The 22703-nt window shown below is 68.9% G+C and carries 18 protein-coding genes; 10 read left to right on the forward strand and 8 right to left on the reverse strand.

Annotated elements, in window-relative coordinates; translation table 11 throughout:
- The first annotated feature begins 63 nt into the window (after window positions 1-63).
- Complete coding sequence (locus tag ABL57_RS14750) at window positions 64-1383, forward strand: YjiH family protein (protein ID WP_047804231.1); 1320 nt, start codon at window positions 64-66, stop codon at window positions 1381-1383.
- Between the two features lie 59 nt (window positions 1384-1442).
- Entirely contained in the window at window positions 1443-2720 is a 1278-nt protein-coding gene (locus ABL57_RS14755) for a Glu/Leu/Phe/Val dehydrogenase (protein WP_047804232.1), read from the forward strand.
- 306 nt (window positions 2721-3026) lie between these two features.
- Here ABL57_RS14755 and ABL57_RS14760 read toward each other — a convergent pair whose 3' ends face one another.
- Complete coding sequence (locus ABL57_RS14760) at window positions 3027-3686, reverse strand: GntR family transcriptional regulator (RefSeq protein ID WP_047804233.1); 660 nt, start codon at window positions 3684-3686, stop codon at window positions 3027-3029.
- Between the two features lie 115 nt (window positions 3687-3801).
- Here ABL57_RS14760 and ABL57_RS14765 point away from each other — a divergent pair, with 115 nt between their 5' ends.
- Together ABL57_RS14765 and ABL57_RS14770 are read left to right on the forward strand one after the other, a co-directional pair.
- Entirely contained in the window at window positions 3802-4458 is a 657-nt protein-coding gene (locus ABL57_RS14765; protein WP_047804234.1) for a flavin reductase family protein, read from the forward strand.
- Window positions 4455-5813, forward strand: coding sequence for an MFS transporter (locus ABL57_RS14770; RefSeq protein WP_053004997.1), 1359 nt, complete (start codon window positions 4455-4457; stop codon window positions 5811-5813). The genes ABL57_RS14765 and ABL57_RS14770 overlap by 4 nt, the downstream gene beginning before the upstream one ends.
- A 139-nt stretch (window positions 5814-5952) precedes the next feature.
- Here ABL57_RS14770 and ABL57_RS14775 read toward each other — a convergent pair whose 3' ends face one another.
- The 7 genes from ABL57_RS14775 to ABL57_RS14805 all read right to left on the reverse strand — a co-directional run bounded on the left by ABL57_RS14775 (window position 5953) and on the right by ABL57_RS14805 (window position 16567).
- Window positions 5953-6258, reverse strand: coding sequence for an Lrp/AsnC ligand binding domain-containing protein (locus tag ABL57_RS14775; RefSeq protein ID WP_047804235.1), 306 nt, complete (start codon window positions 6256-6258; stop codon window positions 5953-5955).
- A 27-nt stretch (window positions 6259-6285) separates the two neighbouring features.
- Window positions 6286-7113 carry a pyruvate, water dikinase regulatory protein gene (locus ABL57_RS14780; RefSeq protein ID WP_047804236.1) on the reverse strand — a complete coding sequence of 276 codons (828 nt, stop codon included), beginning with the start codon at window positions 7111-7113 and terminating at the stop codon, window positions 6286-6288.
- Between the two features lie 99 nt (window positions 7114-7212).
- Window positions 7213-9606, reverse strand: a complete 2394-nt coding sequence (gene ppsA, locus ABL57_RS14785) for a phosphoenolpyruvate synthase (protein ID WP_047804237.1) — start codon at window positions 9604-9606, stop codon at window positions 7213-7215.
- Window positions 9607-9771: 165 nt separating this feature from the next.
- Window positions 9772-13224 (reverse strand): pyruvate carboxylase, encoded by a 3453-nt coding sequence (locus ABL57_RS14790; RefSeq protein WP_047804238.1) that lies wholly within the window; start codon window positions 13222-13224, stop codon window positions 9772-9774.
- A 222-nt stretch (window positions 13225-13446) separates the two neighbouring features.
- Window positions 13447-14088 carry an LUD domain-containing protein gene (locus ABL57_RS14795; RefSeq protein WP_047804239.1) on the reverse strand — a complete coding sequence of 214 codons (642 nt, stop codon included), beginning with the start codon at window positions 14086-14088 and terminating at the stop codon, window positions 13447-13449.
- Window positions 14085-15674: a lactate utilization protein B gene (locus tag ABL57_RS14800; protein WP_047804240.1), complete on the reverse strand. Its 1590-nt coding sequence runs from the start codon at window positions 15672-15674 to the stop codon at window positions 14085-14087. The genes ABL57_RS14795 and ABL57_RS14800 overlap by 4 nt, the downstream gene beginning before the upstream one ends.
- Window positions 15671-16567 carry a (Fe-S)-binding protein gene (locus ABL57_RS14805; protein WP_047804241.1) on the reverse strand — a complete coding sequence of 299 codons (897 nt, stop codon included), beginning with the start codon at window positions 16565-16567 and terminating at the stop codon, window positions 15671-15673. The genes ABL57_RS14800 and ABL57_RS14805 overlap by 4 nt, the downstream gene beginning before the upstream one ends.
- Window positions 16568-17013: 446 nt before the next feature.
- On the opposite strand from ABL57_RS14805, the gene ABL57_RS14810 reads away from it, so the two are divergent.
- The 6 genes from ABL57_RS14810 (at window position 17014) to ABL57_RS14840 (ending at window position 22432) form a co-directional block, all read left to right on the forward strand.
- Window positions 17014-18801: an L-lactate permease gene (locus ABL57_RS14810; protein ID WP_047804242.1), complete on the forward strand. Its 1788-nt coding sequence runs from the start codon at window positions 17014-17016 to the stop codon at window positions 18799-18801.
- 147 nt (window positions 18802-18948) lie between these two features.
- Window positions 18949-19662 (forward strand): FadR/GntR family transcriptional regulator, encoded by a 714-nt coding sequence (locus ABL57_RS14815; protein WP_047804243.1) that lies wholly within the window; start codon window positions 18949-18951, stop codon window positions 19660-19662.
- A 332-nt stretch (window positions 19663-19994) separates the two neighbouring features.
- On the forward strand, window positions 19995-20246 hold the full coding sequence (locus ABL57_RS14820; RefSeq protein WP_075870941.1) for a hypothetical protein: 252 nt from the start codon (window positions 19995-19997) through the stop codon (window positions 20244-20246).
- 142 nt (window positions 20247-20388) lie between these two features.
- Window positions 20389-20886 (forward strand): DUF1990 family protein, encoded by a 498-nt coding sequence (locus ABL57_RS14825; protein ID WP_047804245.1) that lies wholly within the window; start codon window positions 20389-20391, stop codon window positions 20884-20886.
- 164 nt (window positions 20887-21050) lie between these two features.
- Window positions 21051-21305: a hypothetical protein gene (locus ABL57_RS14830; protein ID WP_047804246.1), complete on the forward strand. Its 255-nt coding sequence runs from the start codon at window positions 21051-21053 to the stop codon at window positions 21303-21305.
- 635 nt (window positions 21306-21940) lie between these two features.
- Window positions 21941-22432: an excalibur calcium-binding domain-containing protein gene (locus ABL57_RS14840; protein ID WP_075872998.1), complete on the forward strand. Its 492-nt coding sequence runs from the start codon at window positions 21941-21943 to the stop codon at window positions 22430-22432.
- Window positions 22433-22703: the final 271 nt, after the last annotated feature.

Consider the following 22703-nt stretch of genomic DNA (forward strand, 5'->3'; position numbering starts at 1 on the left):
TCCCGAGCCGTCCATCACGACGCTGACCGCCTTCCTCCTTCTTCCTTTGAAACGGATACTGACATGGCCACCACTGCTCAGGCCCATCGGACCACGGCCGCGGATCTGCTGCGCTTCGTGCTCTACAGCGCCATCGGCGTCTTCATGTTCTTCGTGCCCATCACCGTGGGCGAGAAGAGCACCATCCCCCTGGACCATGTGGTCTCCTGGCTACGGGACAACGCCGCGGACTACGTGCCCTACTACGCCCTGGCGCTGATCCTGGCCGGTGCCGTGCTGCCCTTCGTCACCGGCGCCTGGCGGGCTTCCCGGCTGCGCACCGTGTTCGCGCTGCTCAACGTGGTCGGGCTCGCCGTGGGTGTGGCCCTGGTGACCGGAGCCGGCCCGGCCTGGTTGATGGCCGAGGACATGGGGCCCTTCCTCTTCAACGCCTTGGTCATCCCGGTGGGACTGATCGTGCCCATCGGGGCGATCTTCCTGGCCCTGCTCATCGGCTACGGGCTGATGGAGTTCGTCGGGGTCTTCCTCCAGCCCGTCATGCGCCCGCTGTGGCGCACCCCGGGACGCTCAGCGATCGACGCGGTGGCCTCCTTCGTGGGCAGCTACTCCCTGGCCCTGCTGCTGACCAACCGGGTCTACCGTGAGGGCCGCTACACCAGCCGGGAGGCGGCGATCATCGCCACCGGTTTCTCCACGGTCTCGGCCAGCTTCATGGTCATCGTCGCCAAGACCCTGGGCCTGATGGAGCACTGGTTGATGTACTTCTGGCTGGCGCTGGTCGTGACCTTCATCGTCACCGCCATCACCGTGCGGATCCCTCCCCTGAGCCGTATTCCGGACACCCCCTTCCCCGGCGTGGAGCACCAGCCCGAGGAGAAGGTCACCGGCAACCGCTTCCGCTACGCCTGGTCTGAGGCCCGCACCACCCTGCACGCGGCCCCCTCGCTGGGGCGCAACATCGCCGAGAACGTCCGTGACGGGTTCAAGATGGCCATGGCCATCCTCCCCTCGATCCTTTCCATCGGGCTGCTGGGGCTGGTGCTGGCCCGCTACACCCCCGTCTTCGACTGGGTCGGCTACCTCTTCGCCCCCTTCGCCTGGGTGGTGGGTCTGCCCGAGCCGCTGCTGGCCGGGAAGGCCTCCGCCACCGGGATTGCCGAGATGTTCCTGCCGGCCACCATCGTGGCCGGGGAGGAATCACTGGTGCTGCGCATGGTCATCGCCATCGTGTGCGTGTCGGCGATCATCTTCTTCTCCGCCCTGGTCCCCTCCATTCTGGCCACCGACATCCCGGTCCCGCTGGGGCACCTGGTGATCATCTGGTTCGAGCGCGTGGCCCTGACCATCCTCATCGCCACCCCGCTCGTGCGCCTGCTGCTCTGACCTACCCACCTAGCGCCCACCCCGAGGCCACGCCCACCACAGGAAGACCCAGCACTGCCATGACTGTCACCGACACCGCCCCCCTCATCACGGTCGGACCCTCCGCCTTGGAAACCGCCCAGGCCCAGCTGGCCACCGCCATCGCCACCCTCGGCTACGACACCGGTCTGCACCAGCTGCTGGCCACCGCGCGCCGGGAGCTGACCGTGTCCATCCCGCTGCGCCGCGACACCGGGCAGACCGAGGTGCTGCGCGGTTACCGGGTCCAGCACAATTTCTCCCGCGGCCCGGCCAAGGGCGGGCTGCGCTACTCCCCGGCCGTGGACCTGGACGAGGTTCGCGCCCTGGCGATGTGGATGACCTGGAAGTGCGCGCTCCTGGACGTGCCCTACGGCGGGGCCAAGGGCGGGATCACCATCGACCCCCGCCACTACTCCGCCGGGGAGCTCGAGCGCGTCACGCGCCGCTACACCTCCGAGATCCTGCCGATCATCGGCCCCGAAAAGGACATCCCCGCCCCCGACATCGGCACCGATGAGCAGACCATGGCTTGGATCACCGACACCTACTCGGTCAACGTCGGCTACACCGCCCCGGCCATCGTCACCGGCAAGCCCGTCTCCCTCGGTGGATCCCTGGGCCGTTCCTCAGCCACCTCGGCAGGGGTCGTCCACATCGCCCTGGCCGCCCTGGAGCACCGTGGGCTCACCCCCGCCCGAGCTACCGCCGCGGTGCAGGGCTTCGGCAAGGTCGGCGCGGGCGCGGTCGAGTTCCTCGCCGAAGCCGGAGTGAGGGTCCAGGCGGTCTCCGATCAGTACGGAGCGGTGTACCGCTCGAGCGGACTCGACCACGACGTTTTGGCCGCCCACACCCGGCAGACCGGCAGCGTGGTCGGTTGCCCCGGCACCGACCCGCTGGCCCCCCAGGACCTGCTGGAACTGGACGTGGACCTGCTGGTGCCGGCCGCGGTGGAAGGCGTGCTCACCGCCGAGAACGCCCCGAACGTCCGGGCCCGGATCGTCGTCGAAGGCGCCAACGGCCCCACCACCGCCGAAGCCGACCGCATCCTCGCCGAGGCCGACGTGCTGGTCGTGCCCGACATCCTCGCCAACGCCGGCGGGGTGATCGTCTCCTACTTCGAATGGGTCCAGGGCAACCAGGCCTACTGGTGGTCCCAGCAAGAAGTCGACGACCGCCTGGAGACTCGCATGCTCACCGCCTGGCACGGCCTGTTGCGCTCCAGCCAGGAGCACGACCTCACACTCAGGGAAGCGGCAACGGTCACCGCCGTCCAACGGGTGGCCGACGCCCACCTCACCCGCGGCCTCTACCCCTGATCCGCAGCAGCCGCCTCTGCGACCTGAAACCCGGTCGCGGGTCCACCACACACCCTGGGCATTGTCGGAAGGAACAACCATGACCGCCTTGGCAGAACCCGAGACCACTCCCCTGCTCCACCCGGAATCACTGGTGGGCGTGCCGCCGGCCTGCAGGGAGGACAGTGCCTGCCCCTACTGCAGCGGCCCGGAAACCGACTGAGGCCAGCACCGCTTCCGCCCGGCCTGATGCGCCCCACTGCGCATCAGGCCGGGACGGGCCCGTGGACATGCCCGGTCCGTGGGGGATCTCCACCGGCATTGTCGCTATCGTGCGAATCCCGCGCTGCCCAGCCGTGCGTTGCGGGTGGCGACACCCAGGGCGAACTGGACCAAGTAGTCGTTGAGCTGGATCGACGCCTCCCGTGCGGCTTCCACATCACGGGCCAGGATCGCCCGCAACAGCTGCAGGTGCAGTTCCTTGCCCGCGGTGACCTCCCGGGCCCCGTCGAGGATGTGGGCCATCCAGAACCGGCGGGACAGGCCCTGCAACGGGGTCATCGCATCGGCCAGATACTCGTTGTGCGCCGCCGCGCACAACATCCGATGCGTACCGCGCACGACCCCCACATAGGTCTCCAGCTCCTGGATGCCTTCCAGCTCCTCGGCCAACGCCTGGATGCCGGCCAGTTCCGCCACGGTCGCCCGTTCACAGGCCAACGCCACCGCCAGAGCCTCCGTGACCCGGCGCACCTCCAAGCGGCGCAGCTGCTCCTCGACCGAGTTGGACGGAATCTCGATTCCCCGACCGGGTCGGATGCGCACCAGATGGTCACGGTCAAGACGCTGCACCGCTTCCCGCAACGGGGTCCGACCCAGGCCGAGTTCCTCCACCAGGCCCGCCTCCGTGTGGAACGCACCCGGCTCCAATCGCCCCGTTTCGATCATCTCCGCCAGCAGAACGTACGCCTCATCAGCCTTCGTCATCTCACGTCCTTTCGACGCCAGAGTACACAATAGACAGCCACATACTCTTGATATACGCCCTATATACGCCCTACGATCGAGGTGTTGCTGTGAGACCCATCACCTGGAGGATCCCGTGAAGTACCGTCCGGCCACTGAGGCAAGTCCCTTGCCCTACTCGCCTTTCAAGAGCTGCACCGTGCCCCGACCCATCGGATGGCTCTCCAGCGTGAGCACGGACGGGGTGGAGAACATCGCCCCGTACAGCCAGTGGCAGAACCTCACCTTCGACCCCCCGATGGTGATGTTCTCGGCCAACCAATACCCCGACGGGCGCCGGAAGGACACCGTGATCAACGCCGAGACCACCGGATGGTTCGTGTGGAACATGGCGACCTACCCGCTGCGCGAAGCCGTCAACCTCAGCGCCATGGCCCTGAGCCCGGAGGAGAGCGAGTTCGACCACCTGGGGATCACCCGCAGCTACGCGGAGAACTACCCGGTGCCGATGGTGCAGGAGAGCCCGGTGAAGTTCGAGTGCAAGTACCACTCCACCCACCACATCCCCGGCGCTTCCGCCGTGGGCACGGTCGACGTCATCTTCGCGACCGTGGAGACCGTGCACATCGACGATGCGGTCATCACCGTCGACGGACGCCTGGACATCCGGAAAATCGAGCCGATCGCCCGACTCGGGTACTTCGACTACACCGTCGTGCGGGAGACCTTCGAGATGCGGGTGCCCGGCGCCGACCACGACGCCCAGATGGGCTTGGAGGGACGAGCAGCATGAGCCAGACGAACCAGGCCCAGGCGCCCGCCACGTCCTCCTCGGCCTCGAGTGCGACCGCTGAGACCAAGAGCCGACGGATCAAAGACCTCATCGCCGTCAACTTCGGCAACACCCTGGAGTGGTACGACTGGACGATCTACTCCATCTTCGCCCCGTACTTCGCCGTCCAGTTCTTCCAGCCGGACAACCCCGCCTCGGCCCTGCTGGCCACCCTGGCGGTGTTCGCCGTCGGATTCGTCACCCGACCGCTGGGCGGCATCCTCTTCGGCGCCTACGCCGACCGTGCCGGGCGCCGCAAAGCCCTGACCGTGGCCATGATGCTCACCGCCCTCGGCAGCCTGGTCATCGCCATCGCCCCCACCTACGCCTCGGTGGGACTTCTCGCCTCGGTGATCCTGCTCGTCGCCCGGCTACTGCAGGGCCTGGCCCACGGCGGCGAAATGGGCACCTCCGTGACCTACCTGGTGGAGCGGGCCCCGCACGGTCGGCGCGCGCTGTTCGGCAGCACCTCCTGGGTCAGCGTCGTGCTCGGCACGATGCTGGCCACCATCACCGGGCTCATCCTCACCTCCACCTTGTCCCAGGCGCAGGTGGGCGAGTGGGGGTGGCGCATCGCGTTCGGTATCGGCGGCACCCTGGGCCTGTATGCCCTCTACCTGCGGCGCCGGCTGACCGAGACCGATGCTTTCGAAGAAGCCTCCCAGCAGGCCCCGACCCAGCGATCCGACGAGCACAACGCCGCACCGGCGGGACCCAAGCGGGGTTTGCTGCACCATTGGCGTGCGATGCTCATCGTCTTCGGGCTCTCCGCGGGAGGCTCGGTCATGTTCTACACCTGGCTGATCTACATGCCGACCTACGCCCAGATTCAGCACGGACAGGATCCCTCCAGCTCGCTGACGGCCAGCCTCATCGCCCAAGCCTTCTTCCTCGGTGCCGTCCTGGGCGCCGGCTGGCTGGGCGACCGCATCGGTCGCAAGCCGTTGGTCATCGCCTTCGGCGTAGCCTTTGCCGTGCTGACCATTCCGATCTACAACCTGGTCGACGGCAGCTTCGGGCGACTGCTGCTGGCCATGCTGGCCTCGCTGACCGCTTTGGCGCTGCTGTTCGGTGTCAACGGGGCGGTCTGGGCCGAGGTGTTCCCCACCAAAGTCCGCGCAGCCGGTGTCGCAGGTCCGCTCTCCTTCGCGACCGCCATCTTCGGCGGAACCGCTCCCTACATCAACGCCGCACTCGGACAAGCCGGCCACCAGGACTGGTTCCTCTACTACCTCATCGGCGTCGCCGGCATCACTCTGGTCACCGGGATCCTCATGCGCGAGACCAAAAACAACACCCTGATCCGAGAAACCTGACCGCCCCACCGACACCCCGACTGGCCAACTTTGACCCGTCATCACTGCGTGCAGCACTCCTCTCGGTCCCCGGCGCATAGTGCGTTCGGGGACCGAGGCATTGCCTGGACCATCTCACTGCCTCTGCCTCTCAGGCGGATCACAGGGGCAGGGGCCGGTCCTGGACGACGTTCTTCATCACCAGAGTGGAGCTCAACCGCTGCACTCTGGGCAAAGTGGTCAGGTGGTCGTCGTAGAGGCCCTGGAGGGCCGCCAGCTCCGCGGCCACCACGTGCAGAAGACGGTCGGGATCCCCGAGCAGCCGCTGCGCCTGGATGATGTGCGGGACCGTGGCCACCGGGTCCTCCAAGGCCTCCGAGGTGTCGTGGTCGGCCGCGTACACGATGGCGAACATCAGGGAGGCGAGGTTCAGCCCCAGGGCATGGGCGGCCATCTGCTCCCGCATCGACAGCTCCGGTGGATCCGAGAATTCTCAGCCGGTGCCGGTTTCTTGGAGATCCATTCTCTGGAGGATCGTGGCGGAAATTTCTTCCACGGACATGAAGGCTGAGTTGAGGTGGGGGATGTCGTTGAGGGCGTACATCTGCTGGGCGTTGCGCAGTTCCCAGGTGCATTGGGGCAGGGAGGCGTAGATGGTGCCCGGGCGTCTTTCCTGGCGGACCTGGCTCAGTCGCAGGGGTTGGGAGGTGAGTCCGAAGCACTTGGTCGCGTAGGCGGCGATGGGTGCCGGCAGGGACCGGTGGGCGAAGTCTTCGTCGACTAGGGGGAAGTTCGCGGTGCGGATGCCGTGCTGCAGGGCCAGGTACATGCTGGTGGGGGTCTTGCCGCAGCGTGAGGGGGCGATGAGGATCAGATCGGCCCGTTCCAGGGCGCGGATGGATTGCCCGTCGTCGTGTTCCATGGCGTACTCGACGGCTGTCATCCGCGACTGGTAGCGGATGGCGTCGCCGAGCCCGTGGGCCCTGCCGGGTTGAGGGTTCGCGGTGGTGTGCAGGGCGGCTTCGAGCTGGTGGATGTGGGAGCCGAAGAGGTCCACGAAGTACCCGGCGCCAGCCTCGAGGATGCCGCGCAGGTGCGGGTCCACGACGGTGGAGAACACCACGGTGGTGCGCCCGGTTTCCGCAGCGGTGGTGATCCGGGCCGCGACCTGGTGGGCGTGGTCGGCGGTGGTGAGGAAGGGCACGGTGTGGCGTTCGAAGCGCTGGGCCGGGAACTGGGTGATGAGGGTGTTGCCGAGGGTCTCGGCGGTGATGCCGGTGCTGTCGGAGACGAAGAACGCCACCGGGCAGGAGTCGGTCACGGGTGCCTCCGCTGTCTTCTCGTCGGGATGTCCGGTGGTCCGGGTGGGGGTGGGGTTGGTGCCCTGGTCCTGGCGCCGGCGGCACCAGGACCAGGGTGCTCACACGGCCGGCTGTGCTGTGGTGGTGGCTAGGGCCAGCCAGGTGTCCACGACGGCGTCGGGGTTCAGGGACACGGAGTCGATGCCCTGGCCCAGCAGCCAGGCGGCCAGCTCGGGGTGGTCGCTGGGGCCCTGGCCGCAGATCCCGACGTACTTGCCGCGCTCCTTGCAGGCGGTGATGGCCATTTCCAGCAGCTTCTTGACCGCCGGGTCGCGTTCGTCGAAGGAGGAGGCGACCAGGGCGGAGTCGCGGTCCAGGCCCAGGGTGAGCTGGGTGAGGTCGTTGGAGCCGATGGAGAACCCGTCGAAGTGCTCCAGGAACTCCTCGGCCAGCAGGGCGTTGGCCGGCAGCTCGCACATCATCACGATCTCCAGGCCCTCCTCCCCGCGCCGCAGTCCGTTGGCGGCCAGCAGCTCGATCACACCCTGGGCTTCGTCGAGGGTGCGCACGAAGGGGACCATGAGCTTGATGTTTCTCAGTCCCATGGTGGTGCGGGCGTGGACGACCGCTGCGCACTCGAGCTCGAAGGCGGCCCGGAAGCTCTCCGAGAGGTACCGGCAGGCGCCGCGGAACCCGAGCATCGGGTTCTCCTCGGCCGGTTCGAACTCGGGCCCGCCCAGCAGGTTGGCGTACTCGTTGGACTTGAAGTCCGAGAGCCGGATGATCACCGGCTCAGGGGCGAAGGCCGCGGCGATCGTGGCGATGCCTTCGGCCAGGCGCTGGACGTAGTACTCGCGCGGTCCGGGGTAGGCGGCGATCCGTTCCCGGATCTGGGCGGCCACCCCGGGGTCCAGCTCGGGGGACCCGTTCTGCAGGGCGAGCAGGGCCAGGGGGTGGATGCCGATCTGGCGGTTGATGATGAACTCCAACCGGGCCAGGCCCACCCCATGGTGGGGCAGCTGGGCGAAGGAGAACGCCTGCTCGGGGGTGCCGACGTTCATCATCACTTTCAGCGGTGCTTCGGGCATCGCGCCCAGGGTGGTCTTCTCCACGGTGTAGTCCAGCAGACCCGCGTAGACCAGGCCCTCCTCGCCTTCCGCGCAGGAGACCGTCACCGGGTCCCCCTCGGCCAGCACCTCGCTGGCGTCCCCGGCGCCGACGACGGCGGGGATGCCCAGCTCCCGGGCGATGATCGCCGCGTGGCAGGTGCGCCCGCCGCGGTCGGTGACGATCGCGGCGGCCTTCTTCATGATCGGCTCCCAGTCCGGGTCCGTCATCGACGCCACCAGCACGTCCCCCTCCTGGAAGGAGGCCATCTGCTCGACCGAGGACAGCACCCGCACCCGCCCGGCCCCGATCCGTTGGCCGATGGCCCGCCCCTGGGCCACCACCGTGCCGGTCTCGTGGAGCCGGTAGCGGGCCACGGCCCCGGCCCCACGGCGGGAGACCACGGTCTCGGGGCGGGCCTGGAGGATGTAGAGGTTTCCGTCGGTGCCGTCCAGGCCCCACTCGATGTCCATCGGGCGGCCGTAGTGGTCCTCGATCGCCACCGCGTAGCGGGCCAGCTGCTCCACCTGCGCATCGGTGAGGCTGAACCTCCCCCGCTGCGCCTGCGGCACGGGCACGAAACCCACGGTCTCCCCGAGCTCCTGGGAGTCGGTGTAGGTCATCTGCAGGGCCTTGTCCCCGAGCCCGCGCTTGAGCACCGCCGGGCGCCCGGCGGCCAGGGCCGGTTTGTGGACGTAGAACTCGTCCGGGTTCACCGCCCCCTGCACCACCGCCTCCCCGAGCCCGTAGGAGGAGGTAATGAACACCGCGTCGGTGAACCCGGACTCGGTGTCCATGGTGAACATCACCCCCGAGGCCCCGACGTCGGAGCGCACCATCCGCTGCACCCCGGCCGAGAGCGCGACCTCGGCGTGGGCGAACCCGTGGTGGACCCGGTAGGCGATGGCACGGTCGTTGTACAAGGAGGCGAAGACGTCCTTGACCGCCGCCAGCACGTTCTCCACCCCGCGCACGTTCAGGAACGTCTCCTGCTGTCCGGCGAAGGAGGCGTCGGGCAGGTCTTCGGCGGTCGCGCTGGAGCGCACCGCCCAGGACACTCCTGCCGGGTGGGTCCCGGCCAGTTTTTCGTAGGCATCCCGGATCCCGGTCTCCAGTCCGTCCGGCAGCGGTGCGTTGCGGATCAGGGACCGGATGTGCGCACCGGCGGCGGCCAGGGCGGTCACGTCGGCGGTGTCCAGGCCCTCCAGGGTCTGGGCGATCCGCGTGTCCAGGCCGTCGGCGGCCAGGAACTGGCGGAACGCGGTGGCGGTGGTGGCGAAGCCGCCGGGGACCTGCACCCCGGCGTTGCTGAGGTTGCGGATCAACTCGCCCAAAGAGGCGTTCTTGCCGCCGACCTCCTCGAGGTCGGAGAGGTCGATGTCAGTGAAAGGAAGGACAGAGGTCATGAAGGACTCCTTCGGTGGGCGCCGCCCGGGCGGGGCGCCAGTGGATTGAGGATCGGTTCTGCCCGCCGGCCCGGCCGCAGGAACATCAGCGGTCGGGGCCGATCGGCTCCTGCCGGGGCAGGGGCTCAGGGCAGGGGACGGGGTGGTTCGGGGGCGGTGAAAGGTTCAGTTGGTGGAGCGCAGTACCAGAAGGAGGTCGCCGCCGGTGACCTGGGTGACCCCGGTCAGTGCGACCCGGGCGACCGTTCCGCCGGTGGGGGCGGTGATGGAGGCCTCCATCTTCATGGCTTCGATGGTGGCCACCTGCCCGCCGGCCTCCACGGTGTCGCCCTCGGCCACCGTCACGGTCACCGCCCCCGCGAACGGGGCGGCCACGTGGCCGGGGTCGGCGGGGTCGGCCTTCTCGGTCTCGGGCACCGAGGAGGTGATCGAGGCGTCGCGGACCTCGATCATCCGGGGCTGGCCGTTGAGGGTGACCATCACGGTGCGCATGCCCTTGTCGTCCGGCTCCGAGATGGCCTGCAGGGTCACCAGCAGCCGCACCCCCTTGCCGAGGGAGATCACGTGCTCCCGGTCGGAGGTCAGACCGTAGAGGAAGTCCCGGGTGTGCAGCACGGTGACGTCGCCGTACCTGGCCCGGACCGCCTCGTAGTCCCGGGTCGGGCCGGGGAACAGCAGCCGGTTCAGCGTGGCCCGCCGGGTCGCGGAGTCGGCGGCCAACGCGGTCGAGTCCTCCTCGCTGAGCTCGGTGACCCCGACACGCACGGTGCGGCCCTCCAGAGCCTTGGAGCGGAACGGTTCGGGCCACCCGCCGGGGGGAGTGCCGAGCTCCCCGGCGAGGAAGCTGATCACCGAGTCCGGGATGTCGAACTTCTGCGGGTTCGCCTCGAACTCGGCCGGGTCCACGCCCATGCCCACCAGCTGCAGGGCGAGGTCGCCCACGACCTTCGACGAGGGGGTGACCTTCACCAGCCTGCCGAGGATCGCGTTGGCGGCGGTGTACATGTCCTCGATCGCCTCGAACCGCTCCCCCAGCCCCAGCGCGATGGCCTGCTGGCGCAGGTTCGACAGCTGCCCGCCGGGGATCTCGTGCCGGTACACGCGCCCGGTCGGGGCGGTGAGCCCGGACTCGAACGGGCCGTACATCCGGCGGATGACCTCCCAGTAGGGCTCCAGGGCGGTCGCGGCCTCCAGGGGGATGCCGGTGTCCCGGTCGGTGTGGGCCAGGGCCGCGATCAGCGCCGAGGCGGGCACCTGGGAGGTCGTGCCGGCCATCGAGGCCTCGGCCACGTCCACCGCGTCCACGCCCGCGTCGATCGCGGCCATCAGCGTGGCGAGCTGCCCGCCGGCGGTGTCGTGGGTGTGCAGGTGCACGGGCAGGTCGAAGCGCTCCCGCAGGGCCGTCACCAGCTTCGCCGCCGCGGCGGGGCGCAGGAGCCCGGCCATGTCCTTGATCGCCAGCACGTGGGCGCCGGCGTCGACGCACTGCTGGGCGAGCTCGAGGTAGTAGTCCAGGGTGTAGAGCTCCTCGGCCGGGTCCAGCAGGTCCCCGGTGTAGCACAGGGCGACCTCGGCGACCGCGGTGCCCGTCCTGCGCACGGCCTCGATGGCCGGTGCCATCTGCTCCACGTCGTTGAGGGCGTCGAAGATCCGGAAGATGTCCACCCCGGTGGCCGCGGCCTCGGCCACGAACGCGTCCGTCACCTCGGTCGGGTACGGGGTGTAGCCCACGGTGTTGCGCCCGCGCAGCAGCATCTGGATCGGGATGTTCGGCATCGCCTCCCGAAGCAGCCGCAGCCGCTCCCACGGGTCCTCCCCGAGGAACCGGAGCGCGACGTCGTAGGTCGCCCCGCCCCAGGCCTCGATCGAGAGCAGCTGCGGCAGGGTGTGCGCGTAGGCCGGGGCGGCTGCCAGCAGGTCCCGGGTCCGGACCCGGGTGGCGAGCAGGGATTGGTGGGCGTCGCGGAAGGTGGTGTCGGTGACCGCCACCGCGGTCTGGGCCCGCAGCGCGGCCGCGAAGCCTTCGGGGCCCAGCTCCTGGAGACGTTGCCGCCACCCGTCCGGCGGGGTGTGCGCCGAGGGCCCGTCGAAGGGGGAGCGCAATGGCTCGTCCTGCTTGTCCCCCGGGTAGTGGGGGAGCTTGGTACGCGGGTCGATACCTTCCACCCGGGGGCCGTGGGGCTGATTGACGGTGACCTCGGCCAGCCAGGTCAGCGCCTTGGTGGCCCGGTCCCCGGAGATCTTGCCTTCGAGCAGTTCGGGGCGGGATTCGATGAAGTCGGTGGCGACCTCTCCGGCGAGGAACTGCGGGTCGGCCAGCACGGCCTGGAGGAACTGGATGTTGGTGGCCACCCCGCGGATCCGGAACTCGGCCAGGGCGCGCTGGGAGCGGTGCACGGCGGTGGCGTAGTCGCGGCCGCGACAGATGAGTTTGACCAGCATGGAGTCGAAGTGGGGGGAGATCTCCGCCCCGGCGTAGACGGTGCCGCTGTCCAGGCGCACTCCGGCGCCGCCGGCGGAGCGGTAGGCGGAGATCTTCCCGACGTCGGGGCGGAACCCGTTGGCCGGGTCCTCGGTGGTGATCCGGCACTGCAGCGCCGCGCCCCGGACCGTCAGCGACTCCTGGGCGATGCCCAGGTCCGCCAGGGTCTCCCCCGAGGCGATGCGCAGCTGCGAGGCGACCAGATCCACATCGGTGATCTCCTCGGTGACGGTATGTTCGACCTGGATCCGCGGATTCATCTCGATGAACACGTGCTGACCGGCCCGCTCCCCGGCCGTGTCCACGAGGAACTCCACGGTCCCGGCATTGACGTAGCCCAGCTCTCTGGCGAACTTCACGGCGTCGGCGTGCAGGGCCTGACGGATGCCCTCGTCGAGGTTCGGGGCCGGGGCGATCTCGATCACCTTCTGGTGCCGGCGCTGGACGGAGCAGTCGCGTTCAAACAGGTGCACCATCCCGCCCTCGTTGTCGGCGAGGATCTGCACCTCGATGTGCCGAGGCCGCAGCACGGCTTGTTCGACGAACATGGTGGGGTCCCCGAAGGCGGTGTCGGCCTCGCGCATCGCCGCCGCCAGGGCTTCGGGCAGCGCCTCAGAGGTCTCCACCCGGCGCATGCCGCGTCCCCCGCCGCCGGCCACGGCCTTCACGAACACGGGGAAGCCGATCCGCTCGGCCTCCCCGAGCAGGTAGTCCACCTCCGAGGAGGGGGCGGAGGATTCCAGGGTGGGGATCCCGGCCCGCTGGGCGGCCTTGAGCGCCTCCACCTTGTTCCCGGCCAATTCCAGGATCTCGGCCCGTGGGCCGACGAAGGTGATGCCCTCCGCGGCCGCCGCGCGGGCCAGGTCCGGGTTCTCCGACAGGAACCCGTAGCCGGGGTAGATCGCGTCCGCCCCGGACTCCTTGGCCACCCGGATGATCTCCGCCACGTCGAGGTAGGCCCGCACCGGGTGACCCTCCTCCCCGATCTGGTAGGCCTCATCGGCCTTCTGCCGGTGGATCGAGTTGCGGTCCTCGTACGGGAAAACCGCCACCGTCTTGGCGCCCAGCTCGTAGGCGGCCCGGAAAGCGCGGATCGCGATCTCGCCGCGGTTGGCGACCAGGATCTTGGAGAACATTGACACCCGTTCCGCACCTGGGCGCTCCATTGGAGGCCCGGGTGCTGTGTTGTGAATTTCTGACAAGGTCAACTGCGAAGGAGAAACGGCCGGGCACGGCAGGGGCCGCCGTGCCCGGGCAGGGCAGACCCGGGCCCTCGGGGCCGCGATGGGGCCGGGGTGCCGAGCGGATCCGCGACGGTGCGTCTGCGCGTGCTGCGGTTCACGCGCCGTCCGGGCCTGTCAGCCGAGCAGGATCACGTCGAGCGTCCGGGGCCCGTGCACGCCTTCGACGCGTTCGAGCTCGATGTCCGAGGTCGCCGAGGGCCCGGAGATCATGGTGACCGGGGCCGTGGGCTCCACCAGGGCGAGGGCCTCGGGGATCAGCTCCACCACCGTCTCAACCGGCACCACGCAGATGTGGTGGTCGGGGACCAGGCTGATCGCCCGCCGGCCCTCCTCGGGACGGCCGGTGAGGAAGATCGTGCCGGTCTCCGCGCAGGAGACGGTCGAGGACGTCACCACCGCGTCCACGGCGTTGAGCTCCCGCACCCCCAGGGCCGAGGCGTCGCGGGCGTCATTGGGATCCACCAGCACCCGGCGGGCGGCGGTGTCCTCCGGCAACCAGGCGGTGTCCAGACCGGCCGGGACTACATACCGGGCGGAGACCCCCAGCAGCTGGGCGATCCGCCCCGGCAGGGACGCGGGGGTCTCGTGGTGCACCGCGGCCTTGTAGTCGACCAGCCGGTCCACGAGCATCTCGACGACCTCCTCAGCCGCACGCTCCGAGACGCGGCGATAGGTGCGCTGCGCCGGTGCAGGGGTAGGCGCGTCGTGCAGCGCCCCACGGATCCGGTTGAGGATCTCGGTCTTTGCCTCGCTCATCGTGCTCCCCCGTCGTCTTCGGTGTCGGTCTCGGCCCCATCCGGTGCGGTACTGCCCGCATCCGGGCCGGTGGCCGGGCCGCCGTCGGCGGCCACCCGTTCCTGGGTCTCCTCGGCGTGCTTGGCCCACCAATGGCGGAAAGACTCCTTCGGCGGGGCGGGGATGTCGCGCTCATCGGTCCAGCCCCCGGCGATCCCGGGCAACCAGGAGATCGCCCGATCCTTGCCCGCCACCGCCCTCCCCAACGGCAGACCCTTCTCGGCCAACCCCATCCGGGTGCCCGAGGACATCACCACCGAAGCGCCCTTCATCATCAAATCCATCTGGGAGGGCACCCGGGGGGTGGGCTTGCTGCGCACGTCCTCGTCGCGCAGGTGCACGAGGATTTCCGGGATGTTGATCTTCACCGGGCACACGTCGTAGCAGGCCCCGCACAGCGAGGAGGCGTAGGGCAGGGAGGCGTTCTCCTCGGAGGTGATGCCGGTCAGCTGCGGGGAGAGGATCGCCCCGATGGGCCCCGGGTAGGTGGAGCCGTAGGCGTGACCGCCGGCCTGCTCGTAGACGGGGCAGACGTTGAGGCAGGCCGAGCAGCGGATGCAGTGCAGCGCCGAGCGCCCGGCGGGGTCGTCGAGCACCGCGGTGCGGCCGTTGTCCAGGAGCACCACGTGCACGTTCTGGGGGCCGTCCCCCGGGGTCACGCCGGTCCACATCGAGGTGTAGGGGTTCATCCGCTCCCCCGTGGAGGAGCGCGGGAGCAGCTGCAGGAACACCTCGAGGTCCTGGAAGGTGGGCACGATCTTCTCGATGCCCATCACGGTGATCAGGGTCTCGGGCAGGGTCAGGCACATCCGCCCGTTGCCCTCGGACTCCACCACCGTCAGCGTCCCGGTGGAGGCCACGCCGAAGTTCGCCCCGGAGACCGCCACGGAGGTGGAGAGGAACTTCTCCCGCAGGTGGGTGCGGGCGGCCTCGGCGAGGTCGCGCGGCTCACTGGTCAAGGAATCATCCGTCTCCGGCATCCCCTTCCGGAAGATCTCCCGCACCTCATCACGATTGCGGTGGATGGCCGGGACCAGGATGTGCGAGGGCTTGTCGTGGGCGAGCTGGACGATCAGTTCGGCGAGGTCGGTCTCCGTGGCGGTGATCCCGTGCTCCTCGAGGTGGGCCTCGAGGCCGATCTCCTGGGTGGCCATGGACTTGATCTTGATGACGTCGGTGGACCCGGTGGCCTGCACGAGCTCGGTGACGATCCGGTTGGCCTCCTCCGCGTCCCGCGCCCAGTGCACGGTGCCGCCGCGGGCCGTGAAGTTGGCCTCGAACTCCTCGAGCAGGTGCGGCAGGTCCGCCATGACCTGCTCCTTGAGCGCGGAGCCGGCCGAGCGCAGCTCCTCCCAGTCGGGGAGCTCCCCGGCCACCGCGGCGCGCTTGCCGCGGATCGTGTGGGTGGCGTGGCGGATGTTGGCGCGCATCTGCGTGTTGCCCATCTCGGCCTTCGCCGCGGCGGGGAACGCGGTGGACGCGTGCAGATTCCCCTGCCCGTGGACGGGACGCACAGCAGGCATCCCCAGTGCAATACGACGGGTCATCGGGCGCCTCCGGTGGTGTGGGACGAAACGGACGAGGAAGCCGGACTCGCAGGACCCGCGGCCGAGGAACGCGCCGACGTGCACCCACCCCGCCCCCTGCTCTTCGGGATCGACAGCTCGACCGGTCCGGAGACCTCCAGCGGGTTCTCGCGGGTGGACGCGAGGATCTCGGCGAAGTGGACGGTGCCCGGCCCCGAGTCCCGGCGGGCCATGGCCCCGCCCAGGTGCATCAGGCAGGAGGCGTCCCCCCCGGTGCACAGCTCGGCCCCGGTGGAGACGATGTTGTCGATCTTCTCCTCGGCCATCGCGGCGGAGACGTCCGGGTTCTTGAAGGAGAAGGTCCCGCCGAAGCCGCAGCACTCCTCGGCGTCGGGCAGCTCGACGAGGTCGAGACCGCCGACCGAGGCGACCAGGTCCTTCTGCCGGTCGCCCAGGCGCAGCAGCCGCATCCCGTGGCAGGACGGGTGGTAGGTCACCCGGTGCGGGAACCAGGAGCCGAGCTGCGCGGCCGCGTCGCGCACGCCGAGCACGTCGGTCAGCAGCTGCGAGAGCTCGTAGGTGTTCCCGGCGACGGCCGCGGCGGCCACCGCCAGCTCCTCGTCCCCGCCGGCGCGGGCGATCATGGGCTGCTGGTGGCCCAGGGAGGCGACGCAGGAGCCGGAGGGTGCCACGGCCACGTCGTAGTCCGCGGCGGTGAAGGCCTTCACGTGGTTGCGGACCACGGGCAGGGCGTCGTCGAAGTAGCCGCTGTTGACGTGCATCTGGGAGCAGCAGCCCTGGCCGGGCGGGAACACCACCTCGTGGCCGAGCCGCTCGAGCACCCGCACGGTGGCCAGCGCGACCCGCGGATACATCGCGTCCACGATGCACGTGGCGAACAGGGCGATTCTCATGGGACCTCCGGGGGACAGGAGAACAAGGACGAAAGAAGAAGAAAAAGGGTCGATGCGAGAACACCGCACCACCTGTGGTCTGACCATAGTAGGACTATGAGCCGCACCACACAACCAGGGCGGCAGGCGGCGAAAACATTGCGCCGAAGGGTTGGTGGTGTGACCTGGGTCATGTACTCTTCGTGGTCAGACCATTGTGGTCCGACCATACGGTGATGGCATGTCTGGTTCTTCTCGCACTGGGGTGCGGGGAACCCGACCGGCCACCCGACAGACACCAAGGTCTGTGCTGCTTTTCCGGAACTCATCAAAAGGCGCATCGAGGCCACTGGGGCCGGCACGAGCTGCGCGTCGCGTCCCGGAAACTTTGACCCAGCCCGTACCACGCACCCGGCCCGCCCCGTCACCCGTGATCCTGCGGGGCAGGGCCCAGAAAGGATCTGTCCATGGACAATCTCGCTGTTCTGAGCCTGTTGGCTCTGCTGCCCCTGCTGTTGGTGGGTGTGCTGTTGGCCGGGTTCCGCTGGCCGGCGAAGTTCGCGATGCCGGTGGGCTACTTCGCCGCCGTCATCGTGGCTCTGGTGGTGTGGCAGATGAGCTTCACCGGGGTGCTGGCCGCCACCGTCGAAGGCCTCATCGTGGCCATCACCATGCTCTACATCGTCTTCGGCGCCCTGCTGCTGCTCTCCACCCTCACCGTGGGCGGGGCCATGGCCACCATCCGCGCCGGATTCAACAACATCTCCGCCGACCGGCGGATCCAGGCCATCATCATCGGCTGGCTCTTCGGCTCGTTCATCGAGGGCGTCTCTGGCTTCGGCACCACCGCCGCGGTGGTGGCCCCGCTGCTGCTGGCCATGGGCTTCCCCGCGATGGCCGCCGTCATGATCGGCCTCATCGTCCAGTCCACCCCGGTCAGCTTCGGGGCGGTCGGCACCCCCATCCTCGTCGGGGTCGCCAACGGCCTGGGCGGGGACCCCGCGGTCGCTCAGCGCGTCGAGGTCCTGGGTGTGACCATGCCCGAGTTCATCAACTCGATCGGCTTCTACACCGCGGCCATCCACGCGATCGTGGGCATCCTCATCCCGCTGATTCTCGTCACCCTGCTCACCGGGTTCTTCGGCCCCGAGCGGCGCTTCCGCGACGGGCTGGCCGTGTGGCCCTTCGCCGTGTACGCCTCCTTGGCCATGACCGTCCCCTACGTGCTGGTGGCCCGCTTCCTCGGCCCCGAGTTCCCCTCCATGTTCGGCGGGCTCCTCGGCATGGTGCTGGTGATGTACACCTCCAGCCGCGGCTTCCTCATGCCCAAGGACACCTTCCAGTTCGGCCCCCGCGCCGACTGGCCCACCCGCTGGATGGGCACCATCGAACCGGCCGAGGCCACCGACGTCTCCACGCACATGAGCACGGTCCGCGCCTGGGCCCCCTACGCCCTGATGGCGGGGCTGCTGGTGGCCACCCGTGTCATCGCCCCGCTGAAGGAAAGGCTGACCGGTCTGGCGATCCCCTTCGAGAACATCCTGGGCACCGAGATCACCACCACCGTCCAGCCCTTCTACCTTCCCGGGTTCGTGCTGATCCTCGCCTCGGCCTTCGCCTACCTGCTGCACCGGATGAACTCCCGCGAGATCGCCCAGACCCTCAAGATCTCCGCCGGCCAGCTCGCCGGCACCGCCGCCGCCCTGCTCTTCGCTGTGCCCCTGGTCCGGGTCCTCATCCAGTCCGGCCCGGCCCTCAACGAGTCCGGGCTCTCCAGCATGCCGGTCACCCTCGCCGAGGGCGCCGCCGCGATCTCGGGCAGCTCCTGGCCCGTGATCGCCCCCTGGATCGGCGCGCTGGGTGCCTTCGTGGCCGGGTCCAACACCGTGTCCAACCTGACGTTCTCCCAGTTCCAGTTCTCCACCGGCGCCGCGATCGGTCTGGACCGTCCCGAACTCGTCGTGGCCGCCCAGGCCGTGGGCGGGGCCGGTGGCAACCCGATCGCGATCCACAACATCGTGGCCGCCTCGGCCACCGTGGGCCTGCTCGGGCGTGAAGGTGATCTGCTGCGCAAGACCATCATCGTCACCACCTACTACTGCCTCGCCGGCGGCGCGATCGCCTACCTGTTCATCCACGGGGTGGGCCTGAACCTGGGCACCATCATGCTGGTGGCCCTCATCGCCGGACTGGCCCTTATCGCCGCCCGACTGTGGCGCCAGGACGCCCCCACCAAGAACGAACTCCGGGTTTGAGCCCGGCACATGGGGCCGGGCTCATGACCGGCGCCGGCCCCACGCCTGCTGCACCCCGGGGGCTGCACCCGACTGATCCGGTCGGGTGCAGCCCCCGGGGTCTCTCTAGAATGGTTTGGTTCCCCATCTACCTTCCAGGAGCCCCTCGTGCCCGCGCCCACACGCACCTACACCCTCGTCCTCGACTGGCTCGAAGAACGACTGCGCTCGGGCGAGATCTCGGCGGGCGACAGACTGCCCGCAGAGCGCCACCTGGCCGAAGAGTTCGGGATTTCCCGCGCCTCGGTCCGCGAAGCATTCCGGGTCCTCGACGCCATGGGCCTGGTCCGCTCCTCCACCGGGTCCGGGCCCAACGCCGGGGCGATCGTCATCTCGGACCCCTCGGCCGCCCTCGGCTGGGCGCTGCGGATGCACGTGGCCAACCGGTCCCTGCGCATCGGCGATCTGGTGCAGACCCGGCTGCTGCTCGAAACCCAGTCCGCCCACGAAGCCGCCACCGCCCCGGACACCCCCGAGCGCACCGCGATACTTGACCAGGCCACCGAACTGGTGGCCGCCATGGACGACCCGGACCTGCCGGACGAGCGCTTCCACGCTCACGACGCGCAGTTCCACATCCTGCTCGCCTCCCTGGCCGGCAACGTGGTGGTCGAGACCATCATGGCCTCGCTGCGCCAGGCCACCATCGGCTACGTCCAGGAGACCGTCGCCGGCCTGACGGACTGGCCGCAGGTACGCCACACCCTCCAGGAACAGCACAAGAACATCCTGGAGGCCTTCCAGCAGCGCCGAGGCGCAGACGCCGCCGAAGCCCTGCGCCACCACATCATCTGGTTCTTCGAACTCAGCGATCACCGCTAAAGAGCGGCCCCCAGACTCCCGCACCACCCAGGACTCTTGACCGCCGCCCACCGAACGGTGCCACCAGCACGGGACCGCCCGAACGAGCCATCCCAGACCCACCCTGCCCGACTGCTGACGGACACCTCCAAAACCTCCGGCTCCAGCCGGCCGCGACCGGCCTCCGCCGTGGGGGACCCATACGCGTTCCAGGCCGAGAACACCCCGCGTCGACACCGCACCACTGAGCGCACCAGATCGGGACGACCACCCGGCATGTGCTCACCGCGTCCCGGCTGACCACCCCGAGGCCGCACCCCAGCCCATAGGCGCCGACGAAAGGCACCGCTACCATGACCAGCCCCGACCCCGTCCCCGGCCCAGTCCCAGTCCTCGTGGAGGACTGCACCGTGCTGCAGGCAGGTGATCGCATCGACGTCCACCTTGTCGGTGACCTCTACTACCGCGGACTCGTCGAGGAGACCATGCCACTCCTCCACGTGGTGTGGGCCCGAGAACTGGGAACCGGCGAACGGAGAATGTTCTCCACCGACGAGAACCGCATCTTCCAGCACCCACCCCCAGCCACCCCAGAAAAGCACTGACGAAGACCTTTTCTGAAGGCACGCTCCACCGTTGAGACGGAAATCCGTGGAGCACATGGATGCCAGACGCCCAACGGCCGACATGGAGGACCGGCCGCTAACCGGGCCATATGTAAAGCGCCGCCTTGGCATAGTGAGCGCTATGACTCTGCTCGACCGCCCGCTGACCTACCCGGAGATCGGCGCCACCGCTGGGCAGCTGCCCGACGGATACGACCATCTGAGGGTCCACCGGGTCATCGGCCACGGGGAGTCGACGTTCCACCGCGCCGCCGATCAATTGATGAGCTGGCAGATGCACCGAGCGGCCGGCCTGACCGTCGAGGCCACCACACCCCGCGTCGAGCAGGACAGCCGTGTCAGCCTGCGCCTGAGCCGGCACCTGCTGCGAATCTCCTTCGGCTGCCAGGTGGTCTACGTCGTCGACGAAGAGCGCCGGCGGGGCTTCGCCTACGGGACCCTGCAGGGCCACCCGGAGCAGGGCGAGGAGAGGTTCTGCGTCGAATGGCGGGAGGACGACAACGTCGTGTTCACCATCACCGCCTTCTCCCGGCCGGGCACGTGGTGGTCCCGCGCCCTGGCGCCGATCAACCATCGCCTGCAGCAGCGATACACCCGCCGGTACCTGCACGCTCTGTAGCGCCCCCTCGAAGGCCAGCAAGGGTGCGCCACAGCAACCATGGGCGCGGCCTCGACGTGCGTTTGCCTGCACGCCAGCACAAGTGCGCCTTCTCCGTGCGCGCAGGGCCTGATAGTTCTGGGCTTGAGCCGAGACAAAGCGGAAAGTTCTACAGGAGGTGTGCAGTGGAGGACATCTTCTGGCCGGCCCTGATCATGGGCCCCGTGATGATCGTCTTCGGCATTGTGGTCATCAGGTTCCGCAAAACGCTGATCTCAGTCATCATCGAGGCCCAAAGCGTGCTGTTCGGCCGGCGAGTCGGTCAGATCTTCGCAGATCGCACCGGCTCTTCGGCGCTGCTCACTCCCGGGGTCGGCGCCGTCGTCCTGGGGGTCGTGATCATCTTGATGGGTCTGTTCCTGCCGCGGGAGATGTTCTAGTGGGGTGGCCGAGCCTTGTCTTGGGTGCTGCCATGGTGATCACCGGCGTGGTCCTCCTGCTCTGCCGGAAGTCACTTGCGGGTCTCTACGCCTCACGGCGCCAGGCTCCTCCGCCGGATCATCCGCAGTACCGAGCAGAACCTGCCTTCACCGCCGGTCCCATCGGCGTCCTGGGATGTGCTGGCATCTTGGCTGGCCTCATCGTGCTCGGGGCAGAGGTGCTCTGACCCTCCGCGCACGGGAGGGCCAACCTCAACGCACCTCCCAAGGTCACTACATCATGCCCGGGCGGAGACTCACCCCGGCGCGATGAGCAACTTCATGTGCAACGCCGCAGTCCCCGCAGTGCAACGGAGCATCAGCAGTTCCCTGCGGGAAGGCGGGGGCACCGAGGCGCGACCGGAGGCTCTGCTCCGGGGACGGGGTCCACGGCGTGGTCCCCGGTGCCATGGACGGGAACGGGGCGGCCGCCGCGCCGTGCATAGGTTTCGCCTCGGCCCAATGAACTCCTGAAATCAACAAGACTGGAACAGATCAGGTTTGTGTCGCTGACGGGGTTGACTCAAGGATGTTGACTCAAGGATGTCGGCTGGATACGTTGCAAAGACAAATACCTCTCAGAAAGCGACAAACAGATGCGAAAAAGCGCAGCAAGTGCCGCACTGATCACCGCCGTCGGATTTTCAGCCCTCAGTGCTGCCCCGGCGTCGGCCGACGTTTACGGACCCATCTTCCCCGTCTGTGATGCAGCCTTCGCCGCAGGGGTGTACAACATCCCCCAGGGCAGCCCGGCGTACCACCCCGCTCTGGACACCGACGCCGACGGCGTGGCGTGTGAGAGCGAGGCTTACGCCTACGACGCCGCGACGGTGGCCGAGATCGTGGAGCAGCGTGAGCTGGCCCGGGACACTCTGCCCCCGAACACCGGCATCATCGCCGGCCCCGATGGCACTGGTCTGGAGGAGGCACCGCAGATCGAGCAGGTCCCCGTCGGCGGCGCCGACACCGGCGTGGCCGTGGAAACCGCCGACGGCGACAGCGCCGCCGCGGTGACCGGTGGCCTGGCCCTGACCGTGACCCTTGCTGGTGGCGCGTTCTGGCTGCGACGGCGCGCCCGCACCGCCTGAGCAGCACGCCTACGGCCCCGGTAACCCTCGCACCGGGTTGCCGGGGCCATTGGTGTACCTGTCGCAAGCACTGTCTCACCTCATGCATCACCGCGCCGGCAGAGCCGGGTCGACCACACGGACCCACCAGCAGAGGCCAAAAATTCCAGAGCTGAGTGTCCGACAATCCGCCATATGTAAACCAGTCTTCGGGCAGGTGAAGTGGGGTTGACCCCGTTTCGTGGACATCGAGTTATGCGGCTTCTGCCGCGGGGTTCATGAGCTGGTGCTC

This window comes from Kocuria sp. SM24M-10, from assembly GCF_001027955.1.
GTDB lineage: Bacteria > Actinomycetota > Actinomycetes > Actinomycetales > Micrococcaceae > Kocuria > Kocuria oceani.

Excerpts from the sequence above, each read along its gene's own strand:
- ppsA (WP_047804237.1), bottom strand. The coding sequence starts at position 9,606 with ATGACCTCTGTCCTTCCTTTCACTGACATCGACCTCTCCGACCTCGAG.
- ABL57_RS14790 (WP_047804238.1), bottom strand. The coding sequence starts at position 13,224 with ATGTTCTCCAAGATCCTGGTCGCCAACCGCGGCGAGATCGCGATCCGC.
- ABL57_RS14810 (WP_047804242.1), top strand. The coding sequence starts at position 17,014 with ATGGACAATCTCGCTGTTCTGAGCCTGTTGGCTCTGCTGCCCCTGCTG.
- ABL57_RS14770 (WP_053004997.1), top strand. The coding sequence starts at position 4,455 with ATGAGCCAGACGAACCAGGCCCAGGCGCCCGCCACGTCCTCCTCGGCC.
- ABL57_RS14795 (WP_047804239.1), bottom strand. The coding sequence starts at position 14,088 with ATGAGCGAGGCAAAGACCGAGATCCTCAACCGGATCCGTGGGGCGCTG.
- ABL57_RS14775 (WP_047804235.1), bottom strand. The coding sequence starts at position 6,258 with ATGCGGGAGCAGATGGCCGCCCATGCCCTGGGGCTGAACCTCGCCTCC.
- ABL57_RS14825 (WP_047804245.1), top strand. The coding sequence starts at position 20,389 with ATGACTCTGCTCGACCGCCCGCTGACCTACCCGGAGATCGGCGCCACC.
- ABL57_RS14755 (WP_047804232.1), top strand. The coding sequence starts at position 1,443 with ATGACTGTCACCGACACCGCCCCCCTCATCACGGTCGGACCCTCCGCC.
- ABL57_RS14760 (WP_047804233.1), bottom strand. The coding sequence starts at position 3,686 with ATGACGAAGGCTGATGAGGCGTACGTTCTGCTGGCGGAGATGATCGAA.
- ABL57_RS14820 (WP_075870941.1), top strand. The coding sequence starts at position 19,995 with ATGACCAGCCCCGACCCCGTCCCCGGCCCAGTCCCAGTCCTCGTGGAG.
- ABL57_RS14805 (WP_047804241.1), bottom strand. The coding sequence starts at position 16,567 with ATGAGAATCGCCCTGTTCGCCACGTGCATCGTGGACGCGATGTATCCG.
- ABL57_RS14840 (WP_075872998.1), top strand. The coding sequence starts at position 21,941 with ATGCGAAAAAGCGCAGCAAGTGCCGCACTGATCACCGCCGTCGGATTT.
- ABL57_RS14750 (WP_047804231.1), top strand. The coding sequence starts at position 64 with ATGGCCACCACTGCTCAGGCCCATCGGACCACGGCCGCGGATCTGCTG.
- ABL57_RS14800 (WP_047804240.1), bottom strand. The coding sequence starts at position 15,674 with ATGACCCGTCGTATTGCACTGGGGATGCCTGCTGTGCGTCCCGTCCAC.